Source organism: Kordiimonas sp., from assembly GCF_048264555.1.
GTDB lineage: Bacteria > Pseudomonadota > Alphaproteobacteria > Sphingomonadales > Kordiimonadaceae > Kordiimonas.
On the sequence record NZ_JBLXCX010000003.1, the window covers coordinates 363,062 to 379,134 of the forward strand.

12 protein-coding genes and 1 tRNA gene are annotated in these 16,073 nt (G+C 56.1%); 5 read left to right on the plus strand and 8 right to left on the minus strand.

What is annotated here, in order from left to right; all coding sequences use genetic code 11:
• Nucleotides 1–66 precede the first annotated feature (66 nt).
• From ACN0XZ_RS11430 to ACN0XZ_RS11450, 5 genes are all read right to left on the minus strand, one after another.
• Complete coding sequence (locus ACN0XZ_RS11430; protein ID WP_417457894.1) at nucleotides 67–483, minus strand: YkgJ family cysteine cluster protein; 417 nt, start codon at nucleotides 481–483, stop codon at nucleotides 67–69.
• A 140-nt stretch (nucleotides 484–623) separates the two neighbouring features.
• Nucleotides 624–1,865, minus strand: coding sequence for a methyl-accepting chemotaxis protein (locus ACN0XZ_RS11435; RefSeq protein WP_417457895.1), 1,242 nt, complete (start codon nucleotides 1,863–1,865; stop codon nucleotides 624–626).
• On the minus strand, nucleotides 1,858–2,397 hold the full coding sequence (locus ACN0XZ_RS11440; RefSeq protein WP_417457896.1) for a PAS domain-containing protein: 540 nt from the start codon (nucleotides 2,395–2,397) through the stop codon (nucleotides 1,858–1,860). The genes ACN0XZ_RS11435 and ACN0XZ_RS11440 overlap by 8 nt, the downstream gene beginning before the upstream one ends.
• A gap of 149 nt (nucleotides 2,398–2,546) precedes the next feature.
• Nucleotides 2,547–6,842 carry a translocation/assembly module TamB domain-containing protein gene (locus tag ACN0XZ_RS11445; protein ID WP_417457897.1) on the minus strand — a complete coding sequence of 1,432 codons (4,296 nt, stop codon included), beginning with the start codon at nucleotides 6,840–6,842 and terminating at the stop codon, nucleotides 2,547–2,549.
• Nucleotides 6,842–8,617, minus strand: coding sequence for an autotransporter assembly complex protein TamA (locus ACN0XZ_RS11450; RefSeq protein ID WP_417457898.1), 1,776 nt, complete (start codon nucleotides 8,615–8,617; stop codon nucleotides 6,842–6,844). The genes ACN0XZ_RS11445 and ACN0XZ_RS11450 overlap by 1 nt, the downstream gene beginning before the upstream one ends.
• Nucleotides 8,618–8,855: 238 nt before the next feature.
• Between ACN0XZ_RS11450 and ACN0XZ_RS11455 the strand changes: the two genes are divergently transcribed.
• Both ACN0XZ_RS11455 and ACN0XZ_RS11460 read left to right on the plus strand, forming a co-directional pair.
• Complete coding sequence (locus tag ACN0XZ_RS11455) at nucleotides 8,856–9,845, plus strand: MBL fold metallo-hydrolase (RefSeq protein ID WP_417457899.1); 990 nt, start codon at nucleotides 8,856–8,858, stop codon at nucleotides 9,843–9,845.
• A gap of 99 nt (nucleotides 9,846–9,944) precedes the next feature.
• On the plus strand, nucleotides 9,945–11,102 hold the full coding sequence (locus ACN0XZ_RS11460) for a P1 family peptidase (protein ID WP_417457900.1): 1,158 nt from the start codon (nucleotides 9,945–9,947) through the stop codon (nucleotides 11,100–11,102).
• A 94-nt stretch (nucleotides 11,103–11,196) separates the two neighbouring features.
• On the opposite strand, the gene ACN0XZ_RS11465 is transcribed toward ACN0XZ_RS11460, so the two are convergent.
• Nucleotides 11,197–11,286 (minus strand) — tRNA-Ser (locus tag ACN0XZ_RS11465).
• Between the two features lie 215 nt (nucleotides 11,287–11,501).
• Here ACN0XZ_RS11465 and ACN0XZ_RS11470 point away from each other — a divergent pair.
• Genes ACN0XZ_RS11470 through ACN0XZ_RS11480 form a run of 3 tightly spaced genes read left to right on the plus strand, consistent with a single transcriptional unit; the run spans nucleotide 11,502 to nucleotide 13,711 of the window.
• The gene (locus ACN0XZ_RS11470; RefSeq protein ID WP_417457901.1) at nucleotides 11,502–12,821 is read left to right on the plus strand and encodes an amidohydrolase; all 1,320 of its coding nucleotides are present in this window, start codon (nucleotides 11,502–11,504) and stop codon (nucleotides 12,819–12,821) included.
• A 12-nt stretch (nucleotides 12,822–12,833) separates the two neighbouring features.
• On the plus strand, nucleotides 12,834–13,247 hold the full coding sequence (locus ACN0XZ_RS11475) for a VOC family protein (RefSeq protein ID WP_417457902.1): 414 nt from the start codon (nucleotides 12,834–12,836) through the stop codon (nucleotides 13,245–13,247).
• An 8-nt stretch (nucleotides 13,248–13,255) separates the two neighbouring features.
• Nucleotides 13,256–13,711, plus strand: coding sequence for a methyltransferase family protein (locus tag ACN0XZ_RS11480; protein WP_417457903.1), 456 nt, complete (start codon nucleotides 13,256–13,258; stop codon nucleotides 13,709–13,711).
• Here the strand turns inward: ACN0XZ_RS11480 and hutG are convergent.
• Both hutG and hutH read right to left on the minus strand, forming a co-directional pair.
• A complete protein-coding gene (hutG, locus tag ACN0XZ_RS11485; RefSeq protein ID WP_417458000.1) occupies nucleotides 13,695–14,513 on the minus strand; it encodes an N-formylglutamate deformylase in 819 nt (272 codons plus the stop codon). The genes ACN0XZ_RS11480 and hutG overlap by 17 nt on opposite strands.
• On the minus strand, nucleotides 14,507–16,060 hold the full coding sequence (gene hutH / locus ACN0XZ_RS11490; RefSeq protein WP_417457904.1) for a histidine ammonia-lyase: 1,554 nt from the start codon (nucleotides 16,058–16,060) through the stop codon (nucleotides 14,507–14,509). Before hutH ends, hutG begins: the two co-directional genes overlap by 7 nt.
• Between the last annotated feature and the right edge of the window lie 13 nt (nucleotides 16,061–16,073).

The following is a 16,073-nucleotide window of genomic DNA, read 5'->3' on the forward strand; positions in this document are numbered from 1 at the left end:
GTTGATTTTTCTTTTCAACACGGGCGAGGATTTTTTTGATTTCCGGCTCGATGATATTTGGCATTCTCAAATCTCCCTATCATTGTTTAGATAAAACTGTTGATAGAGTTTATCGTCAGACTCAGTAGTGTCAACAATGAGACCTTCATCCATCGCTTGCATGCACGGGTAGTGCATCATACTGCGCGCCATGTATCTATCTGGCCCTAACTGGCATTGGATCGGCTGAAAGCCATACACACTGCAAAGGTTATCGGGGGTGACAAAAATGCAAGCATCGTCGGCTTTTTTTAGAACGCGTATTTCCAGCCTTTCGCTGGTGGCCGGGTAAAGAACGTCGGTAAATTTCTCACGGAACTCATGTTCCGACACCCCAAACCCTCTCGCCATGGGCGTATAATCCGACGGAAAAATCACGACGACCGCATTACCAAGATTTCGGCAGCATTCACCGCATTTGGTGCATTTAAACCCGTTTGCCATTCCGCCCCCTGAGATATGAGCATGTTTATTCCATCCTAATACATCTATTGGGGATCAGCAAAAAACCTTACCATCTCCTCATAACAAGCCTGTGTCTGTGGAAAATACCTTTCCACAGCACATGGTCCAAATTCAAAAGGTTACCCTTCCTGAATTTGCTGGACAAAAGCTTCTGACTGGCTCCTGAGTTGCTCGACCACTTCTGCGAGGTGCCTCGATTCATGTTCAAGATTCTCGACATGAGAAAGTGTGCCAGCGGCGGTCTCATTCACCCGGCCGATATTTCTGGAAACTTCCTGTGTTCCGGCCGATGCTTCCTGAATATTACGGCTGATCTCGGTAGTTGCTGCCGTCTGCTCTTCTGTCGCAGACGCAATTGTGGCCGCAATCTCATGGAGTGTGCGAATGGTTGTGGAGATCTCGGTCACAGCTTTCACGGTTGAGCCCGTGTTGCCCTGAATGTTGTGAATTTGCGTGCCAATCTCGCCTGTCGCGGTCGCTGTTTGTTTAGCGAGTGACTTAACCTCGCTTGCAACAACAGCAAACCCTTTACCGGCCTCGCCAGCGCGTGCCGCCTCAATGGTTGCATTCAGCGCAAGCAGGTTTGTTTGTTCCGCGATATCGCTAATCAGCTTCACAACCTGCCCGATGGTCTCCGAGCCAGCTTTGAGCGTATCGATCGTGTGGGACGCATTTTTCGCTTCTTCCGATGCTGAATAGGTCTTCTCTGATGAGGTGTGCACCTGCCGTGCAATTTCCTCAACTGACGCTGAAAGCTCTTCCGCAGCCGACGCAACAGTTTGCACATTGGCACTGGCTTGCTCCGCCGCCGCCGCTACAGTTGCAGCAAGTGCCTGGTTCTCACTCGCGTAATCCTTAAGGCTTACACTCACATCACCAATTTTCTCCACGGCACTGGTCAGCGAAGTGATCACCACACCCACATTACTCTCAAACGCCTGAGCCATTTCTCGGCGAGCACGGGTGCGCTCCTCTTTCATTCCTTCCATGCGTTCAATCGTGGCGTTGATAGTGTGTGCCGCATCACCAAATTCACCTGCCATACCGGTTTGCAGGAACTGCCGGTAAAAGCGCCCATCCGTTGCAGCATCAAGTGACCCTGTCGACTCGCGAATGAACGCATCGGTCAGGTCAAGCACCCGGTTAAGGCCGGAAAGTGTTTCACCCCGGTCTCCGTGTCTGTCCCAATCAATAATACGTGCCTCAAGGTCCCCCTTGCTTGCGCGAGCGAGAACAGTATCTATCGCCGCAAAAGCGCGCTTATAGCCACCAAGCTCCTCTTCCATTGCCGCAACCGTTGCCTCAAGTTCCTTGATGCGCGCGCGAGAAGCCCCTTTATCCGATCCAAAACGGTCAAACATTTGCTTCTCCCGTGCTCCAGATAAATTCGTCATAGGTTTTGCCAATGGCATCCAGCTTGGCTTTGAGAAGCCCTGTGCTTGCCGCCAGAGCAGCTTTGCGGTCACCACCTTTGGCCTCTTCTGCCAAAAGCTCACGATAAAGCGGCAGGATGTCAGCTACTCCGGCCTGGCTTGGTGCTCGCCGGTTTGAATGGTAACCGATGATATTACCGGCCCGATCACGCGTTGGTGTGACATGCGCGACCACCCAATAATATTTGCCGGTCGCGGACATGTTTTTAATGTAGGCAAAAATCTCTTTGCCTTTTGAGATGGTGTCCCAAAGTAGCTGGAAAACAGCGCGCGGCATATCCGGATGCCGGATAATACTGTGCGGTTGCCCGATCACTTCCTCGGTAGACATCTCCGCCAGGCGGCAAAAGACATCATTGGCATACAGAATTTTGCCTGTAACATCGGTTTTTGAGACGATGATTTCATCGGCACTGAACTTAAGCTCCTGATCTACAGGAGTAACTTTATATTTAGACATATCGACCCCAGCGTCTTCAAATTGGAAGAAGCCAGAATATGACAATTCTTAGTTAACAGGCAGTTTACTTACAGGGTTAATCAAAAATAAACATGAATACAGAGGATTAAAGAATCTTTAGATTCCGAATTCGAAGGGCAGAGAAGTACTCAGTACTCCCAAAACCACTTTAACTTAAGACTACTACCTTGACGTGCGCCCAATTCTGTCTCCGCCAGCAGGTTTTTGCTAATATCTATTTTGAGACGTGTGGCGGTTTCGCTGCTCACTGTTGAGGTTTCAACCTCCAAATAGATGTTCTTACGCAAGTATTTGCCGCCAGTGATTGTTGTAGCACCGTCATCGTCATCCGCCCCTTTGTTCAGGGAAAGCGTGTCGAGCCCGAGACCACGCCGCAAGCGGCCAACCACATCCAAGCTGCCACCGCCTCGCAAGGTATCCATAGCCCCCACAAGCTCAGCCAACTGCAAAGCTGTGAGGTCGGAAACCGACTTGCCCAATAGTACCCGCGCCATGATCTCATCATCCGGCATATCAGGAATAGAGCTCAGCTCAATCTTCGGGGCGGATGCCGCACCGGTTATCTGCAACTGCGCCTCAATGGTTGCTGTCTTGTGAACAGCGGTTACGGCGATGTCCGGATCAATGCGGGAAGTTCCCAAGAACATCAAGCGTCCGTCTGTGATCTCAAACGCCTTGCTGCCGAAGTTGAACACACCGTTTTTCACCTGCATGGTGCCGCTCACTTCGGGCTCGTCTGTCGTGCCGCTCAGAAGCAGGTCCCCCTCCCACTCGCTTTGCAGGCCCCGGCCTTCAAAGAAGAACTGGCCCGGCACCTCTACGGAGATCGCTAACTGTGTTGGTTTGCGTCGCTGCATCACCGCTTGCGCCTGCGCGGCCTCAAGTTCTTCCTCGCCGTTAATCTCAATGACATCTATTTCCACGACGCTGCGCGGCAACTCGCGCGGCATGGCAACCTGCATTTTGCCGGTTGTGACTTGGCCTGTCAGCGTCGCGAATTCCTCCGCCCGCTGATAGACAAGCGACGCAGACGCGGTGCCCCCGATCTCATCAAGGCGAGCCACCCTGAAGTCTGTCATTTCAACAGACAAAGTACCCGGGAACGACAGCGCACTTGAAAGCTCGAACTCACCCTGCCCGGTCAACTTTCCGCCGTTGCCGTCGGTTGCTTTTAGGGATGCAAGCTCGATATGGTCCTGCGTGCCTTCAACACGCAGTTCGGTGATTTCAGCCACAAGCCCCAAAGGTTCATATTCATAATGGCCATCGGTGAGGTCAAGCTGCCCCTTGAAGGTGGGATTATCCAAATCGCCCGACAGACTAAGGTTGCCATCAAGCGTCCCGGTTAAGAGGTGACTGGGGCGCCGGGCAAGCAGCCACACTGGTGCCACATCACCCCGCCATGTGAGATCAAGCGCAAGCGGTGTATCGGGCCTGATCTCATACCCCGCGCCGTCTTCCTTTCGCTGATAGGGAAGGTTACCCGTTAGTTGGCCAAACTCTCGCGATGCTTCCGAGATACCGCCTTTCAAAATCAGCGCGCCCTCGCGCAACTCCGCGGTTACCGTGCCATTGTATACATCAGGTGCCGCGGCCACTCGCCACTGCGGCAAAGTAACATTGCTGAAGTCAACCGCCGCATGGCCGGTCTCGCCTTCCTCATTACGGTCAAATACCAGTTCTGCCGAGATACTGCCTGTCTCCAGCACCCCCGGCTGCAAGAGATTAATGGCCGTAAAGTCAGCCCCTTCCATTTTGACACGGGCGGATGATTGCTGGCCATCTCGCGTAATAGAGGCGGAGGCGTTTCCACCCGCCAGATCGAGCGACTCTGCCTGGATAGAGAGCGCTCCGTCAGATGGCCAACGCACCTGAACAGGTTTCTTTGTTGCCGCAGTGACCGTGCCATAGGTGGCTAGGAATTCGGCGTCAGCGCCATCTTCCATCGGTGCAACACTGGCGCTCAGCGTAAACCGACTGCCCCAGTAACCGCTCAGCTCCGCGAGTAGCGGCTCGCCATCCTTTGAGTTTCCCTGAACAGAGATAACGTCAAGCGACTGCGCTCCGTAGGTTAGCCCCTGCCCCGTGAAGCTCGCCCGGTACCCCGGCTTTTCAACACCCCAATCAAAGGAAAATTCACCGTTCGCACCACCAAGCGTAACCGGGAAATGCCCTTGCCGAATGAAGGAAACATCCTTCGCATCAAAGTTCGCCGAAACCTCACCCTCGCCCCCATTGGTTTTTAGCTGCACCGCAAGAAGCGCATCCCCTTTGAGATCAAAGCTCTGGTCCTCAATACTTTGCAACCGTCCTTCAAGGCCGCCGCTTATGCCGCTCGATTGTGACCAAGCCACCATGCCTTCCGCGACAGCCCCCGGCGCGTTCAATTTGATATTTTCAAACGCAGCAGCCTCTTTGCTGGCTTTTATGTCACCAACCAGCGTTGTTGGGCCCAATGGTGTCCCGCCCTGAAGCCTTACGCTCCCGACCCAGTGGCCTGCGCTCCGGGCATCGGGACTTAGGGACGCACTTAATTGCGGTTTATCCAGGCTCACGCCATAACCTTCAAAGGCGTCTATCCCAGCCGTCAAATCGAGGGAGGGAGCTTTAGCGGTTCCCCTCAGCCGCGCTTTAAATTTCGCCTCGCCAGAGAGGACCATGGTATCGAGATTAAGGTGTCCTTCCCGCCCCAACGTACCGTCGACGCTTAGGTCGAGATGATCAGTTGCCGGCGTGTATGCGCCGCTCAACTGTGCGTCAAAACCAGCACCTTCCAGCTGCGCGGCCTTCAGTTGGATATTCTCGTTCGTACGCGTTGAAAGATGGAGCTCCGCACTGCCCTTAGGCGTGGCACCAACCAACGCTTGCACAGACCCATCTTCAAACCGGAAAGCACGCCCTCTCATCTTCGCCTGAAGGACAAGGCCGCTTTCTGACACTTTGGAGGTAATCACCGCATCCAGAGCACCTTCCTTCAGCGCCTCTCCCACCCATGGAGAGAGGAAAGCCGCGCTCAGTTGAAGTTCTGCGTCCAGCGTTCTGGTCTGCCCTTGCGCATACTCAAAGACGACATCGTGTGCCGCCACACCCTCGCCTTTCAGGGAAGCCGCCCGCACCCCCAGCGCCCTCGTGCCAAGCTCGTACGACCACTGCGCTGTGAGCGCCGTTACAGGCAGGACCGGCATATCATCTGCCCGCAAATCAAGGCTCGCCTGCTCAACTGCGCCGTTCAGCCTTCCCGCATTCATCTGCAAGGTGCCGGTTGTGTCTATACCGCTCAATGCGATCTTGTTTTGTGTCAGCCCGTCTGCTCGGGCATGATAGTCGAGCGCCAGGTAGCCATCCTCATAATTGAGAGTGCCGGATACCTTCACACCATCAACCGTCAACTCCGCCAGCCGCACTTTTGGGCTTTCAAGGGTGAAGGCCACATCGCGGAAGCTGGCGCCACGCTCCAGTTCACCATCCCCTTCGGCCTCAAGAAGCAGGCCGCCGGACACAAGCTCCGCACTAAATTTCAGCTGTTTGTCGCGCTGAGGTGTGACTTGAAATTTGATCTTGCTTTGCTCAGCCATCAACGCCCGTAAATCATCAGGGAGCAATATATTGCCCTCAAGTGTCACAGCGCCTTGCCACACACCGCCCGACCCCGACACTTCACCATTTAGGACAAGTTTTTGCGGCACTTCGGCCGTAAGAGTGCCATTCCATTCCTGCACCGTACCCGATGCTTCAACACCCGCAGTGAGGCTGTCCCTGTCGTCAAGGCCAAGCAACCCGGTGATCAGGCCACCAGCCCGCGCCCGCACGTCACCCTCAACAGTGAAACGTTCCTGTTCGTCATTCCACGTAACCATCGCTTCCGCGATGTCACTTCGGTCAGCGTTGGTGAGCGAGAGATTGCCGCGCACATCAACCTCCGCGACCCGTACCTGGCGAGCGGTCGCGCGGTACGGCTCCCCCTGAAAAACAACAGCTATGTCAGCTTCATCAACCTTGATGGCAACCGGCAGTCCGCCAGCCCCGCCGCCATCGCGTCGCTCAGTCTGTGTTGTTATTGGCCGCCGCACCACATTAACACCGTCGCTCGAAAGCTTGCTGACTTCCACAGTGCCGCCCAAAAGCGCGAGGGGTGTCCAGCTCACGGTGATATTGGGGGCGTTCAGGAATTGGCCTTCCCTGTCTTTAGCCACCACATCGATCAAGGTGAACTCGGAGAACAGACCGCCGTCAATGCGCGCCACATCGACATCCATGTCTGCGCTATCAAGCGCTGTGCTTAGCTCAGACGCGACCCAAGCACGACCAGAACTGGAGGACAGCCACAGCAGAAAGCCGCTGAGCACTAGCACCACAGCACCAACCGCAACTGCGGTGTAGCGCAATGCCCGCTTAACCATGCTCTGGATATTCTGTGCCGCCATCAGAAGCTCTGCCCAATACTGAGATATATTGCCACGGCGCTTTCACCTTCCCGTCGCCCAAGCGGGAAAGCAACATCCAGACGAACGGGCGCGATTGAAGTGTGATAGCGCACACCAAGCCCCGTGCCCCACCTGAAACCGCCAAACTCCGGGATGCTATCGTCATAAACCGCACCACCATCGATGAACGGCACAAGGCTTATGGTGTCGCTCACGCGCAGGCGGGTTTCAAACGCAACTTCCGCAACAGAGCGCCCACCAAGCGGGTCGCCATCGTCGTCCAGCGGCCCTAACGCCTGATAGGGGAAACCACGCACGGAACCACCGCCGCCCGCAAAAAATCGTTCCGGCAGCGGAATGCGCTCATTGGCAGGCCCAAAGGTCGCCCCAATCCGGGTACGAGCTGCAAACACCACATTGTCCAGCTCGTCAAAATGCCAGTAACCCGCCGCCTTCAACTCGTTGGTCACAAACACAAAACTATCGTTGATCAGGGACAGGTTCGGCTGCACACGGAAATGCAGGCGCACACCGCGCTTGGGATCCAATAGCGAATTTGACGTATCAAACCCGATGCCCAGCGGCACCCCCAGCAGCACAAATTCGTCCCGCTCCCCATCCTCACGCACCTGCGTTGCTTTGCCCGAAAGCCCAAGCGATCCGATAAACCGGTCATTGAACCGGCGCTCAATACCCGCAAAGGTCTCAAGAAGGTGCGCTTTATAAGCCGGGGTGCTCTCGCGCCCGAACCGGGACCGCAGGACAGAAGATTGGCCAAAACGCCTGAAATGCGGTTTCCTTAAGCTCGCGGAAACAGTCTGCTCCGTCTCGCCAATGACGGTTGAAAACTTGAGGTTTTCACCGCGGCCCCAGGCGTTTTTATTTGTCCATGAGGCTTCAAGGTCAAACCCCTCACCGGTTGAATATCCCGCCCCCAGCTCAATCCGGCGTGGGGGTGTTTCCTCAAGCGCAACCGCGACGGGCACGGTACCGCCCTTGGCATCCTTCTCCTGCACCGCCACCGACACGCTCCTGAACAGGCCTGTGCCTTGAAGGCGCGAGCGAAATTCATCCATGTGTGATTTGCGAACGGGGCCACCCTCCGGCCACGGAATCAACCGGCTGAGATAGCTCTCCTCCGTGCGGTCAGCCCCTTCATAGGCCACCGTTCCGAAATTCACTTCAGGCCCTGTATCAATATTATAATGTACGGCGGCTGTCTTGAGCGCATGATCAATAACCACCTGCCGTTCATCTGCCATGGCAAAAGGGAACCCCTGGTCGCCGAGAGCTGTCAGCACCCGATATTCCGCCGCCAGTATATCTTCCGAGCGCGCTGCGGCCCCTTCGGGAAGGGGGGCTGATACGCCGCTCACCGGCTGCTCTTCCCCCTCATTTGTGAAGGTCACCGACACAGCGGACACCTTGTATCGTGCGCCCGGCCGCACCACGATGCGCAAATTAGCTCTGTCGCCCACATTCTCGGCACGACTATCAACGGAAGCGCTATAGTAGCCCTCAGACCGCAGTACGCGTTTGAACATTTCGACATCAGCTTCGAGGTTGGCATCAAGTCGCGCGAGCGAGCTTAGGCAGTTGCCCTTTTTTTCCTGCAGCAATGAAACAGAGGTAAGGAGGTCGCGCAGGTCTTCCTGCCCCTCGGGCAGTTCGAGCGAGAATCCGACCACGACCCCGCCTTTGCTGCAGCCATCGTCAGCATAAAGCGGCGCGGACATTAACGCCAAAGATAAGATCGCAGCATAGGTGGTGCGCACCGAGTTCACCCCCGGGGTCATTGTTCAGGCGAGCGTTTAAGCCAGAGTTCCAATTCAGAGTTACTGGCAAAATGTGGCCGATACAAGTTCACAATATAACGCTGACGTGACGTGCCAAGCGAGAGGCGCAGATGTTAGATAGTCGGATGCGAGTTTAAGGGCGCCTGAACCTTGCTGCTACGACGCCTAAATATAAGAAAAATTGACGTACAAGAAAAACGACGGGGAACATGAACACATGAAAATTCAAACGCTTGTGGCAGCATGGCTTGCCACCACTCTGCTTCTCGGTGCGGCGCCAGCCTACGCCCAAGCGACTGCCGCTGCCGGATCATTAAAAACCGATTGGTTCGAAGGAGCGGCAGATTGTTCGGCCGTAGTAAGCGCACCGCAGATTGAGGTTCATGCCTTCAATGAGACCACATATATTTTGCGCCAAAGCCTGTGTTCGACCTTCGAGGCACCTTTTATGTATCTCCTCATTGGTGAGGATAAAGCGCTCCTGATCGATACCGGGGGCGTTGAGGCTTTGAGCAGCACACCACTTGCCGACACCGTCTTGCCCTTACTGCCCCAAAAAGACGGCAGCCAAATGCCGCTCACAATTGTGCACAGCCACGGCCATAGTGACCACAAAGCTGGTGATGCCGAGTTTACGGCACACCCGTCCGTGAGGGTCATCGGAGCACAGCTTGATGCACTAGAGGCGGGGCTTGGTTTCACCGACTGGCCTAATGATAGTACCCGCATTGAATTAGGTGGTCGCACCGTTCATGCCGTGCCAACACCCGGCCATCATAAAACCCATGTAGTTTATTATGATGAAGCGACCGCGCTGGCGTTTACAGGCGATTTCCTGTTACCCGGCCGGTTGATCGTTGAGGATACGGATACTTATCTAAAAAGCGCAGAGCGGCTTGTGGCCTTTTTGAACGACAAACCGGTCCCCCATATCCTGGGCGCACATGTTGAGCTTGATCAGGCCGGTGCGCTTTATGATTTCGGCTCGCTGCATCACCCGAAGGAACGCGGCCTCGCGCTTGGCAAGGATGACCTGATGGCGCTGCCAGCGAGGCTAAAAGACTTTAACGGCTTTTATGCCCCGTACCCGAACTACGTTATCACCCACCCCATGCATATGCTGATGGTGGTTGCCGCAGGTGCGGGCATTGTGTTGATGCTGGTTATATGGGGTATCGTGCGTTTCATCAGAAAGCGCCGGGGTTAGACCCAAAACCGCGCCTGGGGGTGGACATGTCATGCCGCGGTGCTTTTAATGGCGTCACATAAGCGGCTCATCAGCCCATCAATGCCTCGGAGGAATTTTATGAAGACGCACAAGATTCTCATCGCCCTGCTCAGCTTGACCATAACGCTGTCACCGCTGCAGGCAGAGGATGAGGCTGTACGGGCACGCGATATCGGCATCACCCCGGGCGTGCTCACGCCGGGCAAAAACAATGCAATCACCGATGTGGCTGGGGTGAAGGTCGGGCACTATACGCTGATGGAAGGGGACACCATTCGCACAGGCGTGACAGCAATCCTGCCGCACGGTGACAACTTGTATCAAAACAAAGTGCCCGCCGCCGTGGTGATTGGCAACGGCTACGGCAAGATGATGGGCATCAGCCAGATCATGGAGCTGGGCGAAATTGAAACGCCTGTTGTGCTCACCAATACCCTGAACGTGCCAGAAGCTGCCGCCGGTGTGATTGAATGGACGCTGGCGCAGCCGGGCAATGAAGAGGTCCGGTCCGTCAACGCTGTGGTGGGAGAGACAAATGACGGCCACCTCAATGACATTCGCGGTCGTCACATCACGCCGGAGATGGTTAAAACAGCGATTGAAGGCGCGAGAGGCGGGCCGGTGAGCGAAGGCGCTATTGGCGCAGGCACCGGCACGGTCGCTTTTGGCTGGAAAGGTGGCATCGGCACTTCATCCCGTAAGCTGCCAGCTTCCCTTGGTGGTCACACCGTCGGCGTTCTTGTGCAGTCGAACTACGGTGGCATTTTGCAGATGGACGGCCTGCCGGTCGGCGAAGCACTTGGGCAGTATTACCTGCGGGATCATGTAGCGGACGATAAGGCTGACGGCTCCATCATGATGGTGATCGCTACCGATGCTCCCCTCTCTGATCGCAACCTCGAACGCCTGGCGCGCCGCGCTATGGGCGGCCTCGCACGCACCGGAGCATCGCTCACCAACGGCAGCGGCGATTATGTCATCAGCTTCTCAACAGCAGAGAGTGTGCGTCGCACGGCTGAGCGCCGCAGTGCCACAAGCCTGGTGGAGGACTTGCCCAACGGGGAAATATCACCGCTTTTTGAAGCCACGATCGAGGCAACTGAGGAAGCCATCTATAATTCACTTCTGATGGCAGGGGCGGAGCATGACGGCAAACGCTACGAGGAAGGTGACAGCGGTGTGCCCGTTTTGCCGGTTGCCGAGGTGAAACGCCTGCTGCGCGACCGTCAGCCGTAACCTAGCACCCTAGACGAATATTCACTGTATCCGGTGTGTAGAAAAACAATGGGTTATGACACGGGAGCGTCATAACCCATTGTTTTGTAGAAAGTGGCGGAGAGGACGGGATTCGAACCCGCGAGGGAGTTGCCCCCCAACTCGCTTAGCAGGCGAGCGCCTTAAGCCACTCGGCCACCTCTCCGCCGCCGTGAATAGCGAAGCGCCCCTCGTGAGTCAACGACACATTCTCACCTTCCATAAAAAAAATGCCCCACCCCGGTTTTGGCCCCTGAATTTAACCGCAAGAAAAGCACCAAGGCGCATTGCAATGGGGCCGTATTTATGCAGGAATTGCCTTAACCATGCGGCCTAGGGGCGCAGACAACCAAGACAAGACCTGCACGGGAGGGGAAGACAATGAAATTGAGAAGCATATCAGCCGCAGTTGCCATGATGATGGCTCTACCGGTTGCAAGCCAAGCTGCTGACCTTAAAGGCGATATCGCAGCAGATTATGATTACCTGCATGAGCTTTTTGTGGACTTCCATAAAAACCCGGAGCTTTCCTTCCGCGAAACCCGCACCTCCGCCAAAATCGCGGATGAGCTGAAATCGCTCGGGTTTGATGTCACAACAGGCGTGGCGGGTACCGGCCTTGTGGCCAAAATGAAAAACGGTGATGGCCCGCTTGTGATGGTACGCGCCGATATGGACGGCCTGCCGGTGAAAGAAAACACAGGTCTTGAGTATCAATCCACCGTCACCCAAGTGGATATGAACGGTATCGAGATGCCCGTGATGCACGCGTGCGGCCATGACGTGCATATCACAAGCCTGATCGGCACCGCGCGCCGCCTTGTGGCGATGAAGGACAACTGGTCCGGCACCCTGATGCTGGTTGGCCAACCGGCGGAAGAAGTGATCTCCGGCGCGAAGGCGATGATCGACGACAATATCTACAAGCGCTTCGGCACACCCGATTATGCGCTGGCGCTGCATGTGGCCTCAAACGTGCCTGCGGGCAAGGTGGTCTATAAAAGCGGGATTATGTTCTCGTCGTCTGACAGCGTACACATCACCGTGCACGGCGTTGGCACCCACGGTGCATCCCCTCATCAGGGCAAAGACCCGATTGTGATTGGTGCGCAGATCGTCAACGCACTGCAAACGCTTGTCTCACGCGAAATTTCCCCCCTTGACCCGGGAGTGGTGACCGTGGGCACTTTCAACGCAGGCACCAAAAACAACATTATTTCAGACGAAGCCAAGCTGACGCTCACAGTGCGCTCAAACGACGAAGAAGTGCGGGCCAAGCTGCTTGCAGGCATCAAGCGCATTGCAGAGAACACCGGCCGTGTTGCGGGCTTGCCCGAGGACATGCTGCCAACGGTTGAACTTTCGGTGACAAGCGCGCCCACCACGGTCAATGACGAGGAACTGACCGCCCGCCTTGACAAGGCGCTCAGGGCACGCTTGAGCGAAGACCAGCTTATGCCTTATGTACAGCGCGGCATGGGGGCAGAAGATTTCTCAGAATTCACCATGACCGACGAGGATGTACCCGGCTTCTATTTCTACGTTGGCGGCACACCACAGGAATGGATGGATGCCGCAAAAGAGGGCGGCCCCGCGGTTGCAGGCCACCACTCACCCTTCTTTAAAATCGCGCCTGAACCCGCAATCAAGGCTGGTGTGGAAGCCATGACGATTGCGGTTATGGACCTGATGGCAAAATAGGAGGCAAACGCCATGGTGCAGCCCTTTCATCTTGCGGTTCCTGTTGACGACCTTGCCGCCGCGCGGGCGTTTTATGGTGGCCTGATGGGCTGCGCTGAGGGCCGGTCAAGCGCCACATGGGTGGACTTTGATTTCTTCGGCCATCAGTTTGTTGTGCATCTGGGCACCCCGGTAGGCCAAGCCGACACCAATGATGTTGACGGCAAAGCCGTGCCCAGTTTTCACTATGGTGTGGTGCTGGAGTGGGAGGCGTGGCACGACCTGGCCACGCGGCTCGCAGCAGCGGAGGTTGAGTTCGTTATTGAGCCCGGCATCCGCTTTGAAGGTGAAGTGGGCGAACAGGCCACCATGTTCTTCCTCGACCCCGCAGGCAATGCCCTTGAGTTCAAAGCCTTCAAAGACCCAAGCCAGCTTTTCGCAAAGTGAGACAGGCCATGAAAAACAAAGGCAATGACAAACCCTATTGGATTTACCCGCCGCACCTGATGATTTTGGCGGGCATTGCCATGCATATTGTTGGAAGGCTCGAGACCGGGCAGTCCTTCGCGCATTTTTATGGTTTACCGCTATCGGTGTTTGCTGTGTGGCTGGCCTTCCGGGAAAAGAACCGCTTCATCGCCTCAGGCACTACGTTCTTCCCCGGTGAAGAATCCCACAAGCTGGTGACCGAAGGGGCTTACCGCTATACGCGCAACCCCATGTATCTGGCCATGGCGCTGCTGCTGGTTGGGCTTTGGCCGCTCACCGGTGGCTGGTGGCCGCTTGCCCCGCTCGCCATCTTCGTGGGCCTGATCCAGCACTATTTCATCCGCCGCGAAGAACGCATGCTCACCGCCACCTTTGGCGATGAGTATATTGCTTATAAAGCGCGCGTCAGGCGTTGGCTCTAAGCCGCGCTTCTGAAGGTTTCCACGCCAACATCGCTTCCATCATATCCCTGATGGGTGCTGCAACTTTGGCCGCGCTCTCTGGCTTATAAGAGAACGGAAAACTTTCTTCCATATAGGTGACTTGCGCGAGCTCAAGCTGGATCGCATGCACATGCTCAGCCGGGTTGCCGTATACGCGGGTGATATACCCGCCCTTGAAACGACCGTTCAGCACACTGGTATAGTCTTGCGCACTTCCGGCTGCTGCCAGCACCACCCGCGCCAGCGCCTCATCGCACGAAGCACCATCATTGGTGCCAAGATTGAAGTCGGGCAAGCGGCCCTCAAAAAAGCGTGGCACATGAGAGCGAATGGAATGCGCGTCCCACAAAAGAGCATAGCCGTGTTCTGCCTTCACGCGCTCAATCTCCGCCTTCAAGGCGTTATGATAGGGATGCCAGTAGGTTTCAGCCCGGGCCCGCACCTCAGCCGCGTGTGGTGCTTCACCATCCTGATAGATCGGCTGTTCCGCAAAAGTGGTGGTGGGGCAAAGCTCGGTCACATTCTGGCCGGGGTAAAGGCTCTTGCCGGATGGGTCCCGGTTCAGGTCGATCACGTAGCGAGAATGCTGCGCCGCAATCACCGTCGCACCAAGGTCCGCCAAAAAGCTGTATAGCTTGGGCAAATGCCAGTCCGTATCGGCAATCTCAAGCGCTTCGGCTGTCATACGCTCCGCGTAAGGGCCAAGCGCTTCACCGCTGTGGGGCATGGAAACGATGAGGGGACTATGCCCCCTCACAAGGTGGAAAACGTCACTCAAAATACTTTGCTCCCGAGGTGGGTCGAAGGTAGCAGCGTTTCCACAAACCGGTTGAGGGAGCCCGCCGCCACCAGACGACGCACGGCTTCAATATCCGGTGCAAAATAACGATCTTCCTCATAAAAATCCACCAAATCCCGAATGAGGCCATGCGCCTCTTCAAGGACTGCGCTGGATTTGAGCGGCCTGTGGAAATCAACCCCTTGCGCCGCCGAGAGAAGTTCAATTGCGATCACCGCAGCGGAGTTTTCCGCCATGTCGTGCAACCTGCGGGCCGCGAAGGTCGCCATTGAGACATGGTCCTCCTGCCCCGCAGAAGTTGGGATCGAATCGACACTCGCCGGATGCGCGTAAGTCTTGTTTTCACTCACAAGCGCCGCCGTCGTTACCTGCGCAATCATGAAGCCGGAGTTGAGGCCGCCATCTTTCACCAGAAACGCTGGTAGGCCCGACATTTTGGGGTCAACGAGCAGCGATGTGCGACGCTCGGAAATACTGGCAATCTCGCTGACTGCAATCGCAAGCATATCGGCGGCCATGGCCACCGGCTCCGCATGGAAATTGCCGCCGGAGAGGATATCCCCCTCGTCCGGGAAGATAAGCGGGTTGTCAGTCACGGCATTTGCTTCCGTGAGCAGTGTTTCCGCCGCCTGCCGCATCACGCCAAGGGCCGCACCCATCACCTGTGGCTGGCAACGCAGGCTGTAGGGGTCCTGCACCTTCTCGCAATCATCATGGCTATGGCGAATTTCAGAACCTTCAAGCAGTGCACGGTATGTAGCCGCCGTATCGATCTGCCCTTGTTGGCGCCGCACCGCATGAATGCGCGCGTCAAACGGCACATCACTGCCTTTCATGGCATCGACAGACATGGCCCCTGCCACCATGGCGCTTGCAAACACATTCTCGATCTCAAACAGGCCGGAGAGCGCCAGCGCTGTTGAAACCTGCGTGCCGTTCAAAAGCGCGAGGCCTTCCTTGGCTTCAAGCGCCATGGGTTCAAGCCCGATAAGCTTCAGGCCCTCAACCGCCGTGAGCGTCTCTCCTTTATGGCTAACCTCACCATACCCAAGCAGGATGGATGACAGGTGCGCGAGCGGCGCCAGATCACCGGACGCACCGACGGACCCCTTGGCAGGGATTACCGGGTAGACCTCAGCTTCCAACAGCTTCAGGAGCACATCAATCACTTTTGGCCGAATGCCGGAATGGCCTTGCGCGAGCGACGTGGCTTTAAGCGCCAACACAAGCCGCACCACACCATCCTTAAGCGGCGTGCCGGTGCCGGTGGCGTGGCTCAGCACCAAATTCTCTTGCAGCTTCTCAACATCGGTGGACTTGATGCGGGTGTTCGCCATCAAACCAAAGCCGGTATTGATGCCGTAGGCTGTATCACCGCGCGCAATAAGGTCTGTCACCGTTTTACGAGCTTCCTCAATGCGGGCACGGTCAGAACCGTCAAGCGCAAGCTCGGTAGGCTCCTCGTAAATATGCCTCAGGTCTTTAAGGCTCAACTCGCCCGCTTTGCGGACCATCTGATGTTTACTCATAAACGTCCCTACT